Annotated in this window: 16 protein-coding genes; 4 read left to right on the forward strand and 12 right to left on the reverse strand. The window is 32.6% G+C overall.

What is annotated here, in order from left to right; genetic code table 11:
- Window positions 1-12 precede the first annotated feature (12 nt).
- The gene (locus tag BJG89_RS13905; RefSeq protein ID WP_096811154.1) at window positions 13-480 is read left to right on the forward strand and encodes a DUF3995 domain-containing protein; all 468 of its coding nucleotides are present in this window, start codon (window positions 13-15) and stop codon (window positions 478-480) included.
- A 232-nt stretch (window positions 481-712) separates the two neighbouring features.
- Here BJG89_RS13905 and BJG89_RS13910 read toward each other — a convergent pair whose 3' ends face one another.
- From BJG89_RS13910 to BJG89_RS13940, 7 genes are all read right to left on the reverse strand, one after another.
- Window positions 713-2,428, reverse strand: coding sequence for an ABC transporter permease/substrate binding protein (locus BJG89_RS13910; RefSeq protein ID WP_096811155.1), 1,716 nt, complete (start codon window positions 2,426-2,428; stop codon window positions 713-715).
- Window positions 2,421-3,659, reverse strand: coding sequence for a quaternary amine ABC transporter ATP-binding protein (locus BJG89_RS13915; RefSeq protein ID WP_096811156.1), 1,239 nt, complete (start codon window positions 3,657-3,659; stop codon window positions 2,421-2,423). Before BJG89_RS13915 ends, BJG89_RS13910 begins: the two co-directional genes overlap by 8 nt.
- A gap of 203 nt (window positions 3,660-3,862) precedes the next feature.
- Window positions 3,863-5,260, reverse strand: a complete 1,398-nt coding sequence (locus BJG89_RS13920) for a sodium:solute symporter family protein (protein WP_096811157.1) — start codon at window positions 5,258-5,260, stop codon at window positions 3,863-3,865.
- Window positions 5,261-5,302: 42 nt separating this feature from the next.
- Window positions 5,303-6,250 carry an agmatinase gene (speB, locus tag BJG89_RS13925; protein ID WP_096811158.1) on the reverse strand — a complete coding sequence of 316 codons (948 nt, stop codon included), beginning with the start codon at window positions 6,248-6,250 and terminating at the stop codon, window positions 5,303-5,305.
- Window positions 6,251-6,507: 257 nt separating this feature from the next.
- Window positions 6,508-7,884, reverse strand: a complete 1,377-nt coding sequence (locus BJG89_RS13930) for an MFS transporter (RefSeq protein ID WP_411756583.1) — start codon at window positions 7,882-7,884, stop codon at window positions 6,508-6,510.
- A 127-nt stretch (window positions 7,885-8,011) separates the two neighbouring features.
- Entirely contained in the window at window positions 8,012-8,812 is an 801-nt protein-coding gene (locus BJG89_RS13935; RefSeq protein WP_096811160.1) for a Cof-type HAD-IIB family hydrolase, read from the reverse strand.
- A gap of 65 nt (window positions 8,813-8,877) precedes the next feature.
- Window positions 8,878-9,783 (reverse strand): AraC family transcriptional regulator, encoded by a 906-nt coding sequence (locus tag BJG89_RS13940; protein ID WP_096811161.1) that lies wholly within the window; start codon window positions 9,781-9,783, stop codon window positions 8,878-8,880.
- 105 nt (window positions 9,784-9,888) lie between these two features.
- Here BJG89_RS13940 and BJG89_RS13945 point away from each other — a divergent pair, with 105 nt between their 5' ends.
- Complete coding sequence (locus BJG89_RS13945; protein WP_096811162.1) at window positions 9,889-10,806, forward strand: DMT family transporter; 918 nt, start codon at window positions 9,889-9,891, stop codon at window positions 10,804-10,806.
- Window positions 10,807-11,405: 599 nt separating this feature from the next.
- Window positions 11,406-12,737: a TcaA NTF2-like domain-containing protein gene (locus tag BJG89_RS13950; protein ID WP_096811163.1), complete on the forward strand. Its 1,332-nt coding sequence runs from the start codon at window positions 11,406-11,408 to the stop codon at window positions 12,735-12,737.
- A 216-nt stretch (window positions 12,738-12,953) separates the two neighbouring features.
- Here BJG89_RS13950 and BJG89_RS13955 read toward each other — a convergent pair whose 3' ends face one another.
- Window positions 12,954-13,694: an SDR family NAD(P)-dependent oxidoreductase gene (locus tag BJG89_RS13955; RefSeq protein WP_096811164.1), complete on the reverse strand. Its 741-nt coding sequence runs from the start codon at window positions 13,692-13,694 to the stop codon at window positions 12,954-12,956.
- A 223-nt stretch (window positions 13,695-13,917) separates the two neighbouring features.
- Window positions 13,918-15,264, reverse strand: coding sequence for a magnesium transporter (mgtE, locus tag BJG89_RS13960; protein WP_418347397.1), 1,347 nt, complete (start codon window positions 15,262-15,264; stop codon window positions 13,918-13,920).
- Between the two features lie 388 nt (window positions 15,265-15,652).
- Between mgtE and BJG89_RS13965 the strand changes: the two genes are divergently transcribed.
- Window positions 15,653-16,240 (forward strand): undecaprenyl-diphosphatase, encoded by a 588-nt coding sequence (locus tag BJG89_RS13965; protein ID WP_096811166.1) that lies wholly within the window; start codon window positions 15,653-15,655, stop codon window positions 16,238-16,240.
- A 409-nt stretch (window positions 16,241-16,649) separates the two neighbouring features.
- Here BJG89_RS13965 and BJG89_RS14655 read toward each other — a convergent pair whose 3' ends face one another.
- The 3 genes from BJG89_RS14655 to BJG89_RS13975 form a co-directional block, all read right to left on the reverse strand.
- Complete coding sequence (locus BJG89_RS14655; protein ID WP_182478059.1) at window positions 16,650-16,814, reverse strand: hypothetical protein; 165 nt, start codon at window positions 16,812-16,814, stop codon at window positions 16,650-16,652.
- A gap of 59 nt (window positions 16,815-16,873) precedes the next feature.
- Window positions 16,874-18,295 carry an APC family permease gene (locus tag BJG89_RS13970; RefSeq protein ID WP_096811167.1) on the reverse strand — a complete coding sequence of 474 codons (1,422 nt, stop codon included), beginning with the start codon at window positions 18,293-18,295 and terminating at the stop codon, window positions 16,874-16,876.
- 613 nt (window positions 18,296-18,908) lie between these two features.
- Complete coding sequence (locus BJG89_RS13975; RefSeq protein ID WP_096811168.1) at window positions 18,909-19,205, reverse strand: hypothetical protein; 297 nt, start codon at window positions 19,203-19,205, stop codon at window positions 18,909-18,911.
- Window positions 19,206-19,462: the final 257 nt, after the last annotated feature.

Raw genomic sequence — 19,462 nt, forward strand, 5'->3', positions numbered from 1 at the left:
AAGGTTGTTTAAATGAAAAGCAAATCAGTTTTAATCAAAAATATTGCTATGATTTTATTCTTATTAGCGGGCAGTTTACATGCATTAGCAACATTCTACTGGTCGTTTGGCGGCGAAATAGGTTTGATGACTGTTGGAGGCTGGACTTTCGGTATGAAAAAATCATATGGTAATCCGCTTTTACTAATCATGTTTCTTATAGGATTGTTTAAACTTTTATCCACTTGGATTCCGCTTATACTTTATTACAAAAACAATAAAGTTATAAGGTTCACTTCCTATATTGGTGCCATCATACTCATTATACATGGTGGCGTAAATACAGTGGTTGGATGGTTAAAATTGTTAGACATAATGTCAGTTGGATTTAAATTAAGCTTTATAGGACAAGCTTTTATTTGGGATCCTTTATTTCTCATATGGGGATTAGGGCTAATGACCTTTTTAATCATTAAGAATGATAAGCATAAAATGTATTAAATACATTCTCAGTTATAAAAAATGGGTTTAATACCTCCAAAAAAGCAATCATCTTATTCTATTTTAAATGCATAAAAAAACAGGGCGAGACAGAAATCTTTTTTCTTAAAAGACTCCGTTGTCCCTCCCTGATAAAGATAATGAACAAATGTATATTTTTAATAAATACAGATATGTCAGTACGCTCTTTTATATTCAAATCATTTATGAGTATTTTTCAAACTCTGATGATTTAGTTAACCCATGCGTCAACTTTATCACGGTTGTTATCAATCCAATCGCTAGCAGCATCTTCTGGGTCTTGGCCATCTTCAATTTCTAACATAATCGATTCCATATCATCCACGCCCCACTTAAATTGTTTCAAAATTTTATAAGCTTCTGGCATATCTTTTTTCAAACCTTTACGCGCCATCGTATTAATATTTTCAGATTGACCCATAGTTCCTTTGGGATCGTCTAAGTATTTTAAATCATAGCGTTGGAATATCCAATATGGATTCCATCCTGTGATAACGATGTCTTCCTTTGACTTAATTGCGCGTTCTAATTGTGCATTCATTGCGCCGGTGGAAGAAACGACTTGTTCCCAATCATTTAAGTTTGAATAAGTGTCCAATGTTTTATCAGTCGCTTTTACAATACCAGCACCTGGTTCAATACCGATGATTTTTTTATCTGCTTGATTTTCCAAATCTTCTATCGAATCTACATCCATATATGAAGGCACAACTAAACCTAATTTTGCTTGTCCTTTGATACTAGAACCTAAATTATCAAGATCATCTTTAAATGCTTTGTATTGCGCTTGGTGTGTAATTGGTATCCAAGCACCTGTCATTGCATCAGCTTCTCCGTTAGCAACAGCTTCCCATACGACTGGGATGTCTAAAGAAGTCATATTTACAGTATAGCCCTCTTCTTCTAAGACTTGCGCTATCACGTTAGTAGAGACAATTTGATCATCTTGCTGTGCATAAGCCAGTGTGATTGTACCTTTATTAGAGTCATCTGAAATAGAAAATGCACCCAGTACAACAAATAATAAAACAACTACTGTAATGATGGCCGCCATGATTGTCTTTCGCTTTTTAGGTGTTTTTTTCTTTTTTGTGCGATTTATAGATTGTGAAAAACGGTCTATAATAATTGCAAGAATAACAATACCGATACCGTAAACAAATCCATTTCCTACTTCAGAACGTTGTACAGCCGCTAAAACACCTTGACCTAATCCAGGTGTACCAATCATTGAAGCAATAACAACCATAGACAGCGTCAACATAACTGTTTGGTTAATACCAGCAAATATATTTTCTTTCGCCATAGGTAAATCAAGTTTAAACAGACGTTGCCAAGCAGTCGTCCCGAAAGAGTTAGACGTTTCTACCAACTCTGTAGAAATAGAACGTATGCCTAAATTTGTCATTCTAACAGTAGGCGGTAAAGAGAAAATAACCGAAGCAAAGACGCCCGGCACCATACCAATGCCAAAGAAAGCAACGGCCGGAATTAAGTAAACAAAACCAGGCATGGTTTGCATAAAATCTAAAATCGGTTTAATCACTTTTTGTATGGTCTCACTTTTAGACATCAATATACCTAATGGTACACCAATAATAATCGCGACAATACTAGAAATAATAACTAATGTGACAGTATTCATTAAATCTTGCCACATATCTTGGTTATAGATAAACAGTAACCCAATCAGAATGAATATGGGTAATCCCCATTTTCTATTAAAAACAAAGTAAGCGATAATGACTAAAATCACCATCATTAATAGCGGTGGAATCGCTAATAAGGCATTTGTTGTAAAGCCCATCACTGATTCTCCAATTACCTGTAATACTGAAAACAATCCTGATAAGTTGCTCGTTAACCAATCGACCAGGCTATCAACCCAATTAGAAAGAGGTATCTCATTTTGTAAAAAATCAAGCATCTATATTCGCCCCCTCTTTTTCCTTGGATTTTTCACCGTTGTTGTTTATAGTAGTATCTTTATCGCTCATTGCCCCGATGACACTGCCACGCACAACTACACCGATAACTCGATCCGTTTCATCCACTACAGCGAGTGGCGCAGGAGAATTATAGATTAAATTAAAAATATCAGTTATTAAAGCATATCTATCAATTTTTTGTACATTTTTATCTATCACATCTTTTAATGTTTTCCCTTGTTCACGAGCGTCTAAAGCATTTTCTGCTGTTATACTCCCTTTCAAATAACGCTTTCTATCCACAGCTAACAACATACTCACTTCTTCTTTCCGCATACGTTGTAACGCTACATTTGGACCATCTGTTTCTACATTAATTGTTAGCGGATGCTCCATAATATTTTCTGCTGTTAACACTTTAGAACGATCTACATCTTCTGTAAATTCACGTACAAAATCATTTGCTGGGTTCGTTAAAATTTCTTCGCCTGTGCCAATTTGCATTATTTTACCGTCTCGCATTAATGCAATACGATCTCCAATTCTCAATGCTTCATTTAAGTCATGTGTAATAAAAATAATAACCTTTTGAAGCCGCTCTTGTAACTCTAATAAATCATCTTGCATATCACGACGAATTAAAGGATCTAACGCGGAGAAAGCTTCATCCATTAATAATATGTCCGAATCATTCGCTAATGCGCGAGCCAATCCAACACGTTGTTGCATCCCTCCTGAAAGTTGTTCAGGATATTGATTTTTAAAAGAAAGTAACCCAGAATCATCTAAAGCTTTCTCTGCTTTTTTCTGTCGTTCTTCTTTGGCTACACCACGAACTTCCAAACCATATTCTGCATTTTCTAACACAGTACGTTTTGGGAAAAGTCCAAAGTTTTGAAAAACCATGTTCACTTTTGTACGGCGTAATTGCCGTAACGCTTCTTTTGACATCTTTGAGACGTCTGCTTCATTTATGTAAATATTTCCTGAAGTAGGTTCAATTAATCTATTGATTAAACGCACTAGTGTGGATTTTCCACTACCAGACAAACCCATAATCACAAAAATTTCCCCTTCTTCTACATCAAAACTCACATTATGAACACCAACTGTGGCATCAGTTTGTTCTAAAATGTCTTGTTTTGATTTCCCATCTTTGACCATATTAAGCGCTTGTTGGGTTCTTTTACCAAACACTTTGGTTAAATTTCGAACTCGAACTTTGCTCAAAATATAAACACTCCCTTAAAAATTCATATAAGTGTAACTTTAGCATAGTAAGCAAAAAAAACAACACCCTCATAATCGTAGCACACCCTTTAAGTTGAATTTTAAGCTCAGCATGTAGGGTGCGCGACAGAAATGAAGATGCGTTTTATTTTAAGTATGTGTGTAGATGTATCAAACTTTTCAAAACATTTTAACCATATTGTTTAACTATTTTTTGTTTTCGCAATTTTACTCAGATTATTATCGTAATACGAAGCACCTAATAAAGTAATAGCATTTAAAATTATGGCCAATATAATTATGAGATTGGAATTAGGACCTACTATTGCTAGCCCTATAAAAACAGTCACAATACTGATGATAATAGCTAAAAACGCTGCTCTTTCAGTAATCCATTTAATAAATAACCCTAATATAACTGGCACAAAGATGGCACTTGTCAAAATGGCATAAGCAATATCAATCGCTACTAAAACTTCTTTAATCCATAGAGAAATAACCATAGCTATTATGGCTAAACCAAAAGTCGTTAGCCGCGTTAATAATAAATATTGTTTATCACTCATCGTTTTGAAAAAGAACGGTTTTAATAAATCATTAGCAATAATTGTTGAAGATGCAAGTAATGTCCCTGAAGCAGTCGACATAATTGCTGCGCCTAACGCTGCAAATACAATCCCTAACAAACCAGGCTGCAATGTTTCAAAAGCCATATGAGTAAAAACATTTTGTGTATTTTGAATATTTGGGAATAAAACAAAAGCACACATGCCAATAACTACCATAACAATAGAATATAACGCACTATATAAGCCTACTAATATACCAGATACTTTAGCGACGCGCTTAGTTTTCCCCGTGAAAAAGCGTTGCCAAATATCTTGCCCTACTACAATGCCTAACGTGTAGGTTATAAAGTATCCTACGATTTCTTTGAATCCAATATTTGTAAAACTTAAATGTGACGAGGGGAGTACATTGACTAGTGTACCAATACCGCCAACACTATGTAAGCTTACTGGTAACATAATTAAAAACATACCAATAGTCATCACAGAAAACTGGATAACATCTGTTATAGACAACGTCCACATGCCACCAAGGATTGTGTATATAAAAACTACGCCTCCGCCAACTAAAATAGCTATTTTAAGATCCCAATGGAAAATAACAGATAATAACGCCCCAATTGCTATAACTTGAGTAACGCTAATCATTAAAGTGTACATCGCAGTTATCATTGCACCAATAATTCGTACTCTATTTCCAAAAAGCTTATATAATAATTCACTAATCGTTAATACATTCATATTTAAAATTTTATTTAGAAAAAATAAACCAAAAAAAGTTATACCAATACCCATTGCGAAAACAAACCAAAACCCTGACAAGCCCACTTCATAACCTAATTGAGAAGAACCGATAGTTGAAGATCCGCCTAGAAAAACAGCAGTTAAACATCCAAACAACATAAACACGCCCAAGTTACTATCAGCAAGCATATATTTCTTAGAAGATTTAGCTTTGACTACGCCTAAAATTCCGATTGAAATTAATAAGACAAAATAAACAGCAAATATTATAAAATCGATGCTTGACATATATTTAACCAATCCCTTTTTACGCAAATGTTCACGTTTATATTAGTTACTATTCCTACGTTTTGCTAATGCGATCAGTGTAATCATTTCATACACTACAGAGGAAGCGGCTACTGCAGTTATTTCTCCTGAATCATACGTTGGTAATACTTCCACTAAATCAAAGCCTTTAATATTCAATCCATCAAGTTTTCTCACATATTCTAACGCTTCAAAACTAGTTGGACCTCCTACTTCTGGCGTGCCAGTACCCGGAGCATAGGCAGGGTCTAAAAAATCAATATCAAATGAAACAAATACAGGACTATTTCCAACACGTTGATGGATTTGTTCTATGACTTTTTCAATACCTAGTTTTCGAGCTTCTCTCATTTCAATCACTTTATATCCTAAATCTCTAGCATTTTGCATATCTTCTGGGCCATATAAAGGTCCTCTCATCCCAACTTGTATTGATTTTTTGGTATCCACTAAGCCTTCTTCTGCAGCTCTCCTAAATGGCGTGCCATGAACATATTTTTCTCCAAAATAATCTTCCCAAGTATCGCTGTGCGAATCAAAATGTACTAACGATACTGGACCATATTTTTTTGCAAAAGAACGCAAATGTCCAAGTGAAATCGAATGGTCTCCCCCTAACATTACCGGTATAATGCCTTGATCTAAAATAGGATCTAATTTTTCTGTTATATGATCATAGGTTTTCAATACATTACCCGGTATAACATCAACATCCCCGTAGTCGATACCCGAACAATAATCAAAGATATTTATACCTTGGTCTGGGTTATAAGGTCTTAATAAAACTGAAAAATCTCTTATACTTTGTGGACCATAACGTTGGCCTGTTCTATTTGAAGCGGCCGTATCAAACGGTACACCCATGATTAAAAAATCAACATTTTCTAAAGTGTTTTCAAACGGCAATCTCATAAAAGTCCTAGGACCGACAAATCTTGGTGACATAGATGAATCTTTTGGTTTAAACATTTTAATCTACCCCTTTTTCATTTTGTATCCGTTTTCAAAAAATCATAAGATACCCTTTTCCGAGTGTAAAGAACCAGATTTTGCAATTTAAGGTACCAGTTCGACTTTAATTTGAAAATAAACATGCGTCCGCAATGATTGCTACGAACTTAATTGAATTGAAAGCACGCCTACAAATTAAAAAACAGCTCACAAGGAGCTGTTTCTCATCATATTCAATATATAATTTAAATTTGTTTTATAATAAAAGAGATTGGTTAAGCTTTTATATTTTTTGGGATAATGATTTGAGTCAGAATTACTCCAATAATCATAATTGATAAACCAGTTAAAAATGAGGCAGTAGCGGCTACACTGGCACTATGATTGACTTTTACTGCGGCAAAAACAGTAGTGTTAAGTGCAATACCTAACGCACCGCCCAGCGTGGCACACATTTTATAAATGCCTGAAGCCAATCCAACTTTTTCATCAGGAATTGTTAAAATTGCAACTGTAATACCTGGCGTGGCACACAGACCGTTACCTATGGCACAAATAACAAACCCGAATACTACAAACCCTACATACCACTGTGTTGGTAATAACGTTAAACTGATAAACATAATGCCGATTGCTGGGAACAGTGGGCCTACAAGTAACAATGGCTTCCCACCAAAACGCAAGGAGAGTTTTTCGCCTAAACGAATCATCACGACCGCCATAATCACGTAAGGTACTGTCACAAGACCTGCTTGAAAGGCATTTAATCCTAATTCTGTCTGTGCATACACATTAAACACGGTCGTCGTTCCTACACCAGAATTGAGCACGACGTTAATCATTGAAGAGCCCACAAAACCACGATTGCGGAACAATGAAAAATCAATAAATGGATCATATTTTTGTCTCTCAAATAATATAAATATCAGTGTTGAAATAATAAAAATCACAAGACAAGTAATCGAAAACGTACTCAACCATCCTTGTTCAAATCCTTGTGTCGCAAATAACGTAATACTTCCTATAAGTACTGCGAACAGAAACATACCAACATAATCAAATGGTCTGGCATCGATTTTTTTCTTTTCTGCTTCTTCAGTACCCCATAATAACCAAAATGCAATAATTGAAATGATAATAGAGATGATAAAATTAGCTTGCCAATTGACATAAGTTGCTATAAATCCACCTACCATTGATGCTAACCCTATGCCACCAACGCTACCAATCATAAGGTAACTGAAAGCTCTACGCATCTCTTTACCTTTAAATTGTTCATTAATCACGCCTACAGTGGAGGGAAGTAAAATAGCAGCAGAAAGCCCTTGTAACATACGTCCTACTAATAAGAGTGCCGTCACACTAGATACAATAATAAGTAGTGACCCTAAAATACCAAAAATGATGCCTATATAAGTCATTTTGAGTTTTCCTATTTTGTCTGAAACATCGCCTGCACCCACCATAAAAATCCCTGTAGCAAATGACGCTAAACTCACAGACAAATTCACAACGCCTGGTGTTGTCTGATATGTATGTTGAACTTGTGTCGATATATTAATAAACGATTGTGCAAAAAGCCAATACGTTAATACACTTAAAACGATAGCCAAAATCAATTTGTTATTTGACTGTTGCTTTATATTCACGATGCATAAGCCTCCTTATATATACGTTGCATATAAAAATATGCACTAGACAAATATTATCATATAAAGAGCTATTTATTTTATAATTTAAAAAAGTTTTTTTGATTTTAATTGAAAAGTTTAATTCTTTTTATTTAAACCCTAGAAGTAAATTTAACGTTTGAACGACGCCATCTTCATTATTATTAATTGCAATTAAATTAGCTTCTCGTTTTAACTCGGGGTAAGCATTATCCATAGCTACTTTATATTTGGCAGCTTTGAATAAATCTATATCATTAAAGCCATCACCAAATGCGATTGTTTCAGCTGGTGTAATTTGAAGTAGATTTTGAATTCGATTTATTGTGCTCCCTTTATTAACACCTAATTCTGCGATATCAATCCATGATTCATCTGAGGCTACAATATAAACATCTTTTTCAAAATAATTTAGACGGTCAGCAGTGTCCTTACACTTACCTTTTGCATCGTGCACCGTAATTTTTAATAAATCTTCTTCAATATCGTTATAATCTTTAATATAATTCACATGTTGGTATGAACCATGTACCAATCTTCTCTCCGATTCCGAAGTACTATCCAATACATATGCCCCTGTTTGAGAACAGGCTAAAACGGTTTGCGTATTATCAATTTCTTTAATTGCTCTAATGATTTCTTTAGCCTTTTGGTTTTCTATTGAAGCATTATAAATAAAATCTCCATTATATTTAATGCGTGTAGCGCTATCACCAACAATAAATGTATTCGCTGCTAAATCTCCCACAATATTTTCTACACGTTCACATTGTTTTCCAGTACAAAAGACAAAACGAATATGCTGTGCTTCACAATTTTGCTTTAGCAATTGAAAACTTTCACTATTAAATTGGCTATCATCATTTAAAAATGTCCCGTCCATATCTACAACAATAAGTTTAATATCCATCAACAAAATCTCCTTTATTTTATATTAAGCATATTGTATCTTTTTATAAATAAAAATAACAATTTTTATTTATCATACTTATAAACGTGATAAGGAGTGAATTGTTTCTTCTGAAATTGCTTAGGTGTTAAATCATATTTTTCTTTAAAAACTTTAATAAAATAACTTGTGGTTGAAAATCCACATGCCATCGCAATATCTGTAATTGTATATGATTGTTTGCTATACAGCATTCTTACACTACGCTCTAAACGCAAATTTGTTAAATATTGCATAGGTGTCTGGTTAACATAATACTTGAAGCATTTAATTGTTTCAGATTGGCTCATATGAATTTGTTCACTTAACGTTTGCAACGAGATTTTTTTATGGTAGTTATTTTGCATATATGCCATCAGTTGTTTAATACGACGATCAAAATAATATGGTTTATGCTCACATATATTATCTACATTAAGTAATAACCATTTTAATGCTTCATAATATTTAACAGTGATATCTAATTCAAAATATGGATACGCGTTTTCATATATTTTTCCTGCTGAATGGATTGTTTTGATCAATTTATTTTGTTGGTCATCTATATGAGATAAATAAATATACGGGACTTGGTTCGCTTTATTCATAATTTGTGCTACATAATTAAATTCCAAATCGTATGTCGTTTCTGGTATTTCAATATTCCAACAATAATATTCCGTTTCAGCGCATTCGCTCCGAATTTCATGAACAATATTTGAATTAATAAATAAGCCGTCTTCTTTATTAATCTTAATTACTTTATCCCCTATTGAAACATCTATTTCACCATTAATAACGTACATAAATTGCAATGCATGGTGCCAATGTATAGGAATATAACCAAATAAAGTCTGTTCCAAATTAGTATGTAGAATAACATGTTTCCACTGTTTATTTGGAAATTGTATTAATTCTTCTCTTGTATCTTCTACAATTATTTCTTGATACATCAATAGACCACCTCAATATTTTGATACTTTTAGATAATTTTCATATATTATATCTTTAATTTTCAAGCTATAGTATAAATATATTTATATTTTATAGGTGATTAAATGATAAATAAAGACAACCATCGTATGATTGGAATTATATTAGCAGTTGTCGGGGCTTCTTTTTGGGGATTAGGAGGTACTGTATCAGATTTTCTTTTTCAACAAAGAGACATAGACATAAATTGGTATGTAACTGCCAGGTTACTGATAAGTGGTATTGTATTATTAGCTATTTACAAAATAAGGAATAGAAAGTCTTCAATATTTAGCATATTTAAAAACAGACATCACATATTTCAATTATTAATTTTTTCAATTTTTGGGATGTTACTTGTTCAATACGCGTATATGGCATCTATTAATTATGGCAATGCAGCAATTGCCACGTTATTGCAATATATAGCACCTGTATATATCATTATTTGGTATGTCATCCGGCGTAAAGAACGTTTCCAAGCTTTTGATTTCATCGCTATAATGCTTACGTTATCTGGCACATTTTTGCTACTGACAAATGGATCTTTTAGTGCATTGGTAGTTCCCATGCCAAGCACAGTTTGGGGCATTATCTCTGGTTTAGCCCTCGCTTTTTATACGCTTTATGCAACACGATTATTAACGACATTTCCATCCATTTTAGTAGTCGGATGGGCTATGTTAATTTCTGGAATTATGATGAACTTTAAAGCCCCTGTATGGCAGTTTGAATGGTCAGCATTAACAGTTTCAACGTCATTATATCTGACTTTCGGGATTATTGCCGGGACTGCTATAGCGTTCTTTTTCTTCGTTAATAGTTTAAATTATTTAACTGCTAAAGAAACGACACTTTTCGGGACAATAGAACCTGTTATGGCAATCGTGGCAAGCGCAGTTTGGCTTCATGTTACATTTCAAATTTTCCAACTATTTGGGATTTTATTGATTATCACACTCATCCTAGCTCTATCATTTAAAAAACAAAATGCAACAGAATAAAACATTTTATAACAATATAACTTAAATCTATAACATGAATCCTGAAACATATTTTGGGATTCATGTTTTTTATCTACTTTAGATACCCCTTTCTATATGCTATATTCATTATCATTTTTAAAAATGATAAACTAACTTTTACAATTGGTATATAACGATATATAAATAACTTATTTATATATCAATACTAAAAAATCAATTTTATATTAATTCTATGTTTGCAAATATGTTACAATTCAATTTATATGACCAAACAATAAATATTGAGTTATAACGTATTTGGATTTGGCAATAATCATTTTAGAGATATGATATACAACGCTAAGAAGCGTATCAAGCAAAGTAAAAATATATACATAGAACAAGTAAAATTAAGGTTCAAAACATTAAAAATAGCTTGGATGCGTTGCGTTACTTAAGCCATAAATAGCTTACTTTATGATTTCAAACCATTTCCTCAAATTAAGTAAAAATGCTACTGTAATCACTTTATTTTCAATTAGTCCTATTACCTTCACAAATAAACACTCATTATCCTTTGTTTAAAAGTTATACACTGTTTCGAAAATTTAACCCAATCACTATTAGGAGGAGAGAAAATGAAATATTGTAAAAACTGTGGCGCTCAGGTCAAAGATAATCATAAAATCTGTACCCAATGCGGTCACCCTCTTCAAAGTCAAAACGTTACACCCAAGCACAATAAAAAGAAATATCTGATTATAGGTATTATTGTAGTCATCATTGTTCTTTTATTTATTTTGTATAAAATAATGGCTGCAACTTTATCACCAGAAAATGAAGCTAAAACAATTTCTGAAGATATAAAGAAAGGTGATACTAAAAATTTAGCCAACCACTTAGTATTTAATGATAGAAATTTGAGTAAAGAAGAAGCTAAGGCTTTTTATAAATATATTGTAGATGCTGATAACCCAGATAGAATAGCAAACGATATTGAAAGTAAAACGAAACATATGAAAGAAGACAAAGTTAATGCTACTTCAATAGACGTAAACGATACTGAAGCGATTAATATTCATAAAAATGGGAGAAAATATGGGATGTTTAATAACTATGACTTTGAAGTCTCGAAGCAAAAAGTCTCTATTAACCCAGAATCTGACAGTAAAGTTACATATAAATACAATGATAAAAAACGTAAAATTAAATTATCCGAAGATGATTCAAAAACCTTTGCTACCTTACCTTTGGGAAACTATAAATTAACAGCACAAAAAACGGTGGATGATAAAAAATTTGATGGTCATCTAGCTATCAACATGTCTGATGACAATGAAGTACAAGAACAATTTAATGAAAAATATCTCGATATTAACATTGATGATAGTGAACTAGATAGTGATACTACAGTAGATTTATACATTAATAATAAAAAAATGGCAGCTCAAGATGATTTTGAAAATGATTTATACGGCCCCTACCAATCCGACGATAAAATAGAGGTATATGCACAAGCACATGTTGATGATAAAACATTCAAATCTAATGTAGTTAAAGTACCTCAATCTGATGAAAGCAACGATCCTGTATCTGTTGATTTATCATTTGATAACGACAAGATTAAATCACATCAAGAAAATGAAGATATAAAAGAAGATGTGCAATCTTTCATGGAAGATTATACTGAAGACTTGAATGAAGCATACGAAGAAGAAGACTATAGTTATATTTCTAGCTATATAAAGAGTGGTACTGATACAGCTGACCATATGAAACAGGTAGTGAAGTCTGGTAACGAAGCTGATTACTCAGATCCAAAAGTCGTTAAATATAGCAAAAAAGGTGACACCATTACAATTGAATTAGAAAAACAAGACAAAGACAATCATACAATTCATTCACAATACGTACTTGATTATGATGATTTATTATCTGATTTTAAAATCAAAAACTACACTGATATTTAAAATAACCGCATTCCTTTAACAAAAGCCTACGATATAGGAAACTGATAAAATTTTATTATGTCAACAGCCTTGAGATAACTACATTTTCAAACTAATTTACGAGTGGTAAGATTAAAATAATTTAAGATATCAATTAATATACTTCCTCTAAATTGCACGCTAAAAAGTGAAAATTTTAGAGGAAGTTACTTTATACTTGAAACTCATTTTTATAATCTAACGACCCGTAGTCCAACCGCCATCAACTTTAATTTCAGCTCCTTGTACATAAGAAGCATCTTCTGAAGCTAAAAATAGTGCTACATTAGCAATTTCTTGTGTTTTCCCTGCACGCCCTTCAGGGATGCTTTTTAATCTCTCATCTTCAATACCTTCTGTCATCGGTGTTTCAACGAATCCCGGAGCAACTAAGTTTGCTTTAATACCTTTATCTCCAAAGTCATAAGCTAGCTGTTTAGTAAAACCGCCCATCGCATGTTTGCTTGTTACATAAGTGTTACCGCCTGCGCCAGCTACAAATGTAGATTGAGAACCGATATTAATGATATTACCTTTTCCTTTTTCTAAGAAAATAGGTAAAACAGCGTTAGTAAATAAATAAGGGCCTTTGACGTTAACAGCTATTAATTGATCAAATGTTTGTTCATCTGTTTCTAATGCGTCTTTATATGCATCATGGACACCCGCACCATTATATAAAATGTCAATCGTGCCATAGTGATCTAGTACTTTATTTACACATTGATCCACTGACGTTTTCTGTGTTACATCAACTTGTATGAATGTGGCTGTACCACCATTATTTTTTATTGATTTCACAATGGCTTCACCTTGATCATTTTTTAAACCACTGACAACAACTTTGGCTCCTTCTTTTGCAAATAATTTAGCAGTCGCTTCCCCGATACCAGACGTACCACCAACTACAACAGCGACTTTTCCTTTCAATTTGTCCATATAAAAACCTCCTTAACGATGTCAGCCATTGTATTCCCTTTTTCGTAAATTATAATGCTTCCTCTTGGTTAAAATAGAAAATAAATCGCGAAAAAAGCAGAAATAGGCAATCAAGCTAAACATATTGATTACTTATTTCTGCTTCACCTCATAACATTCATACTTTAAACTTCATTAAAATAAAGTCATCGTATGATTGTTTACACCTATGTGTATGATCTAGTTATATTAAATAACTCATAAATGAAGTTGCTAACGTAAAATAAATTAACATACTCACAATATCATTTATTGTAGTGATAAACGGTCCGCTTGCAACAGCTGGATCTATGCCCATTTTATTCATAAATGATGGAATCACTGAACCAATTGTTGTGCCTACAGTCATCGCAACAGTTAAACTAACTGCAACAATCGTAGCTAACAGTGGTTGACCATATAAAATGACAATAATTAAAAACAGAATTAAACTGCAGACAAATCCTGAAATAAAGCCACTACCTGATTCATATAAAGCATGCTTGAATTTATTTTTATGCTTCATATCTCCTGTGGAAATACTTCTCACTGATACTGCAAGTGATTGTGTTCCTGTATTACCTGACATACCACTAATAATAGGTATAAATGCTGCTAATAGTGCTACTTTTTCAAGTGTATCTTCAAATGAACCTAATATTGTAGCAGTAATCATCCCTAAGAAAGTGAGCAATATTAACCAAGGCAAACGCTTTTTAGCTGTTTTAAAGATAGACTCTTCTTGATACTTAGCATCATCAATACCAGCTAGTTTTGAATAATCTTCGTTCGCTTCTGCTTCAATGACATCTATAATATCATCTACAGTAATAATACCTAACAAATGCTTTTGGTAATCTATGACTGGGATTGCTATTAAATCATAATCTCTAATATCTCGGGCGATATGTTCTTGGTCTGTTGATACATCTGTATGCACCACATTTGTACTCATAATTTCACTAACTGAAGTGGATGGATCAGCATTAATAATATCTCTTAAAGACATGACACCCACTAACTTATGATCATCATCTACTGCATAAATAGCATAAATAGTTTGAGCATGATGTGACTGGACTTTCACATGATTAAGCGCTTCACCTACACTCATTTTCGTAGACACAGAGACATACTCTTTGGTCATAATGCCTCCAGCAGTTTCTTCATAATAATGCATTAATGATTTTAAAACAGCTGATTTATCCTGCGATACTAACGTTAATAACGTAATGCGTTTCTCTTCGGACAATTGGTTTAATATATCTGCAGCATCGTCATCCGACATATGTTGTAATATTTCACTTGCATAATTCACATGTATCTCGTCAAAAATAGCTTCATATTCATCTTCGTTAACGTCTAAATAACCTAAAAAATTAGCCACTTCACGAGCAGAAAGTAACTCATAAAGTTTTGCTCTGTTTTCTTTGTCTATTGATATAAAAAATTCACTCTGCTCATACGGATGTATATTTAAAAATGCACTTCTAAATTGTGAATATTCATTTTGTTCTAATAAACGAATAAGAAGACTTTCGTTTTCAATCATAATACCGCTCCTTTTAAAATTCATGTGGAACCATCATTACTAAAATCGAATAGAAAAATCAATCGCGTTTTCTTAAAAGTAATAGTTGGTTAGTATCTTTGTTTTTAACGTGCGCTTGGTTTATCAAAACAAAAAGTTAAATTCCTTAAAGTACCGCACTTTTTCGTTACGTAAAAACTTTAACCTCTAGTTAACCAAAATGATATACAAATAGCAATAGCTAAATAATTTTTTCAGTTTAAATTTTATTGTTAATAATATTTTTGTATTGCAGATTAATAGTAAGATTGAATAATTAGGTTTAGTTAAATTTTTTAATTTGATATAGTAGTAGTTTCGGTATAAATATTCAATTAATAAAATCAAAAAATTATAAGAAGGTGTTATGATGGATTTATCAGAAATCAATATGGAACTATTCAGAGCTATCAATCATTTAAGCTATCAACTAGAATTGTTAAATCCTTTAATGATATTTTTAGCTAAATATATGGAGTATATTTTAATTGCTGGCGTGATTATTTATTGGTTTACTCGTACTAAAGAAAATAGAATAATGGTGATAAGCGCAATAATATCATTTATTGTTGCTGAAATATTCGGTAAATTATTAGGAAAAATTCATTCAAATTTTCAACCATTTGTAGAATTGCAAAATACTAATAAACTCATTGATCACGTGATTGATAATTCTTTTCCTAGTGACCATGCCATACAGTTCTTTTCTATTTGTATTGTTTTTTTATTTTTCAAGAAAAACTTAAGATATATTTGGTTAGCCTTAGCGATACTTGTGGCAATTTCGCGTATTTGGGTAGGTGTACATTACCCGTTAGATGTCATAGTAGGCGCGCTATTAGGCACCATTACAGCATTATTATCATGTTGGGTTATCCCTCGTGTTCATTTTATTGATAAACTATTAGCACTATATGTAAGAGGAGAACAATATGTTATAGATAAAGTGACTAATTAAATAGTAGACATCTTTGTTTAACGTTTCCTTGCCTTACAGAAAAGCGCAAAGTAATTGTTGATTTATGGACTTTCATTTTTAATTAGCAAAGATTTTTATGGTAAGCAACGCGTTTATTTATAATGAGTAATATTCAAATATTAATTAACTGTGATGCCATTCATTTCAGTTTCCATATAAATAAAAGAAGCATCTGAAACATTTATATATGTCCAGATGCTTCCTTTATTTTAACGAGTCAAACTAAGAAATAAACAATGCTAGCGAAACGGCTAAAAATAATACACTTGATAATGTATACAATTTTTTATTTTTAAGCATGTTTAACATTATACAGATAAACCCAGAGATGCATAAAATCCCACAGAAGTTATCAACAAACTTCATAATGTCATGCTCTCTGCATTTATTAATCTAAAATTTGAAGTACTGTCATTATGAACGTCAATACGCACGCAATTAAAACCACAGTTTTGGCACTTTCACTATTTTGATTACCCTTTTTATAATCTCGTAGAACAAACAGCCATGAAACGATGACTAAAACGCCTAAGATAATGCTAATGAATTTCATTTTATCCCTCATTCTCAGTATTTTTAACAGATATTGTAACCTTTAGCGTATTGATATGGTTATGCTTTGTTTTTAGCATTTTTTAACAGATAAAATACATAATATAGTATGCCAATACAGAACCAAATGAATGTGTAAATTTTAGCTTGATTACTTAATCCCCAGAAAACTGCAAACACACAAATAAAAATAATAATTGGCATTACCGGATAAAATGGTAATTTAAATGCCGGTTGAGGAAGATCTTTGCCTTCTCTTTTACGTAATGCAAAAATTCCTACTGTGACAAACATAAATGCTACTAGCGCACCTGCTGAAATTAATTGCGCTAAAAAGCCAAATGGAAATACAGAACCAATAATAATCGCAACGATAGATAATGTAATTAATGCATGATTAGGTAGATTTTTCTTGTCTAATTGACCTAACCAAGAAGGAAGCATACCATCTCTACCAAATGAATAGAGTAAACGCGAACCAGCCATCATCATACCGATTAAAGCCGTAAACATACCAATCACTGAGACTGCCTGCACTATGACTGCAACAGTACTATGTCCGCTCATTCGTAACGCCCACCCCACTGGTTCAGCATTATCTTTGTATTGTGCGTAATCAAACATACCCACTAACACAAGTGACACTACAATAAATAAGGTTACTGCAATTAATAACGAACCTAAAATACCACGCGGCATTGTTTTTTCAGGATTAATCGCTTCACCAGAGTTTGAAGCTATAGAATCAAAACCTATATAAGCAACAAAAATAACAGAACTACCTGCGTATATACCTTGCCAGCCGCCAAAAGCACCAGCTGTAGTTGCTTTATATTCAGGGATAAATGGGACATAATGTCCAATATCTATAACTGATAAACCCACTACAATGAATAAGAAAATGGCTAATACCTTAAGGATAACAAGCGCATTTTGAACACGCGCTGCTTCTGATGTACCTCTATATAATAATATGGCAGTAATAATTACGACAACAGCCGCTAATAGATCCAAAATGCCGCCATCCGTGCCTAGAGAGTTAGACAGTGCATCAGGTAATGAGATATGAAACGGCTCTAATAAACCTCTTAGATTTGCTGAAAACCCTGATGCTACAAATGCAACTGCGATTAAATATTCTGCAATTAATGCCCAACCTACAATCCAGCCAAAAAATTCTCCAAACAAAATACTAGTCCACGTATATGCTGATCCCGCAAAAGGCATTACAGATGCCATTTCAGCATAAACAAATGCTACCAAAGCTGCTACAATGGCTGCTACTAAAAAGGATAAACTAACCGATGGACCAGTGTGGTCTGCTGCTACAACACCGGGTAATGTGAAGATAGCGGTAGATACGATTGTCCCGACGCCTAAAGCTAAAAAGTCCCTAAATCTTAATGTACGCTCTAAGTGATCATCCTTATTTTGGAATTTTGAAATATCTTCTTTTTGGAAGATTTGTTTAAATATACTCATTACTTTTCTCCTTGCTAATAATATACAAACACGTAATCCAGTATAGTGATTTTTAAATACGATGTATATAATATTTAAAAGGAAAATTTTATTGAACTTCTAATTGTTTAAATGATTTAGATATAAAATATCCATATAGTGCTGGTTATATTAACTATATATTGTAAATATCAATGTAATTGATGATAAACATAAAGGAAATGATTATTACAGTATGATAAGTTTAACTTGTAACACAAAACGTTAGCAATTTTCGACTTTATCGTATCATGTTGAACGGCATACAATACGGATATTTTGGTTTAAACTTAACTCATAAACAAGTTGAACCATCTTGATCACATAAATACTTAATTTTTAACCCGCTGGGATTCAACATTTCAAATACGAATTTGTCACCGCTTTATTAGACTTGGACTATTTTTTCAACATGCTTATACTAAATCTTTTCGGAGGCACAATAGTAAAACGCATGGAATCATTTCAATTTTTTAGAGACCCGTTAGTCTTACCTCTTATTTAAACACAAAAAGCTATTGTTTAAGCTGTTAAATGACTTAAACAATAGCGCTTTATTAGTAACACTTTCATTTCAATGCGTAGACTTATTATTTTACTTCATTCGATTTAAAACTTCTTGTTGGATGGTTTTTAAAGCTTCACTGTATGCTTTATTTGTACTTTCTTGCGCATTTATAATTAATAAATCTAATAGTTCTGCGTTATTCTTTTTACTTACTTCATGTTCAAATTGATGTAAGTGCTCTTCAGACGTTTTCGCATTTTGCTTTTCAATTTGATAATATTGATCAGCTCCCAAACCACCTTCTTCAATCATGACAGAAATACCACTTGAACGTGTTTCGTTTAAACGCTTGACTTTAATACGTTTATTATCCCGAATAACCATTGAAATCCCTCCTACTTAAATGCGCAATTGACTTATTTACAAGTATACTTAAATACATGATAATCCAATACATCTAATTACATTTGTTAACAGACTATTTGAGTACTACAAGGGGAGCAACGTCTCTTATTCATTACCATTAGTGATTATATATAGTGTAATATTACATCAAAAGAATAGCAATCTCTTTGCTCACTTAAATCTTTATATTTAATTAAAATTTTAAAAATAAAACGTCACAATTACACATGCAAAAG

Origin of the sequence: Staphylococcus nepalensis, assembly GCF_002442935.1 — a bacterium.
Lineage (GTDB): Bacteria > Bacillota > Bacilli > Staphylococcales > Staphylococcaceae > Staphylococcus > Staphylococcus nepalensis.

Excerpts from the sequence above, each read along its gene's own strand:
- BJG89_RS13945 (WP_096811162.1), top strand. The coding sequence starts at position 9,889 with ATGATAAATAAAGACAACCATCGTATGATTGGAATTATATTAGCAGTT.
- BJG89_RS13905 (WP_096811154.1), top strand. The coding sequence starts at position 13 with ATGAAAAGCAAATCAGTTTTAATCAAAAATATTGCTATGATTTTATTC.
- BJG89_RS13910 (WP_096811155.1), bottom strand. The coding sequence starts at position 2,428 with ATGCTTGATTTTTTACAAAATGAGATACCTCTTTCTAATTGGGTTGAT.
- BJG89_RS13975 (WP_096811168.1), bottom strand. The coding sequence starts at position 19,205 with ATGGTTATTCGGGATAATAAACGTATTAAAGTCAAGCGTTTAAACGAA.
- BJG89_RS13950 (WP_096811163.1), top strand. The coding sequence starts at position 11,406 with ATGAAATATTGTAAAAACTGTGGCGCTCAGGTCAAAGATAATCATAAA.
- BJG89_RS13955 (WP_096811164.1), bottom strand. The coding sequence starts at position 13,694 with ATGGACAAATTGAAAGGAAAAGTCGCTGTTGTAGTTGGTGGTACGTCT.
- BJG89_RS14655 (WP_182478059.1), bottom strand. The coding sequence starts at position 16,814 with ATGAAATTCATTAGCATTATCTTAGGCGTTTTAGTCATCGTTTCATGG.
- speB (WP_096811158.1), bottom strand. The coding sequence starts at position 6,250 with ATGTTTAAACCAAAAGATTCATCTATGTCACCAAGATTTGTCGGTCCT.
- BJG89_RS13935 (WP_096811160.1), bottom strand. The coding sequence starts at position 8,812 with ATGGATATTAAACTTATTGTTGTAGATATGGACGGGACATTTTTAAAT.
- BJG89_RS13965 (WP_096811166.1), top strand. The coding sequence starts at position 15,653 with ATGGATTTATCAGAAATCAATATGGAACTATTCAGAGCTATCAATCAT.
- BJG89_RS13920 (WP_096811157.1), bottom strand. The coding sequence starts at position 5,260 with ATGTCAAGCATCGATTTTATAATATTTGCTGTTTATTTTGTCTTATTA.
- mgtE (WP_418347397.1), bottom strand. The coding sequence starts at position 15,264 with ATGATTGAAAACGAAAGTCTTCTTATTCGTTTATTAGAACAAAATGAA.
- BJG89_RS13970 (WP_096811167.1), bottom strand. The coding sequence starts at position 18,295 with ATGAGTATATTTAAACAAATCTTCCAAAAAGAAGATATTTCAAAATTC.
- BJG89_RS13940 (WP_096811161.1), bottom strand. The coding sequence starts at position 9,783 with ATGTATCAAGAAATAATTGTAGAAGATACAAGAGAAGAATTAATACAA.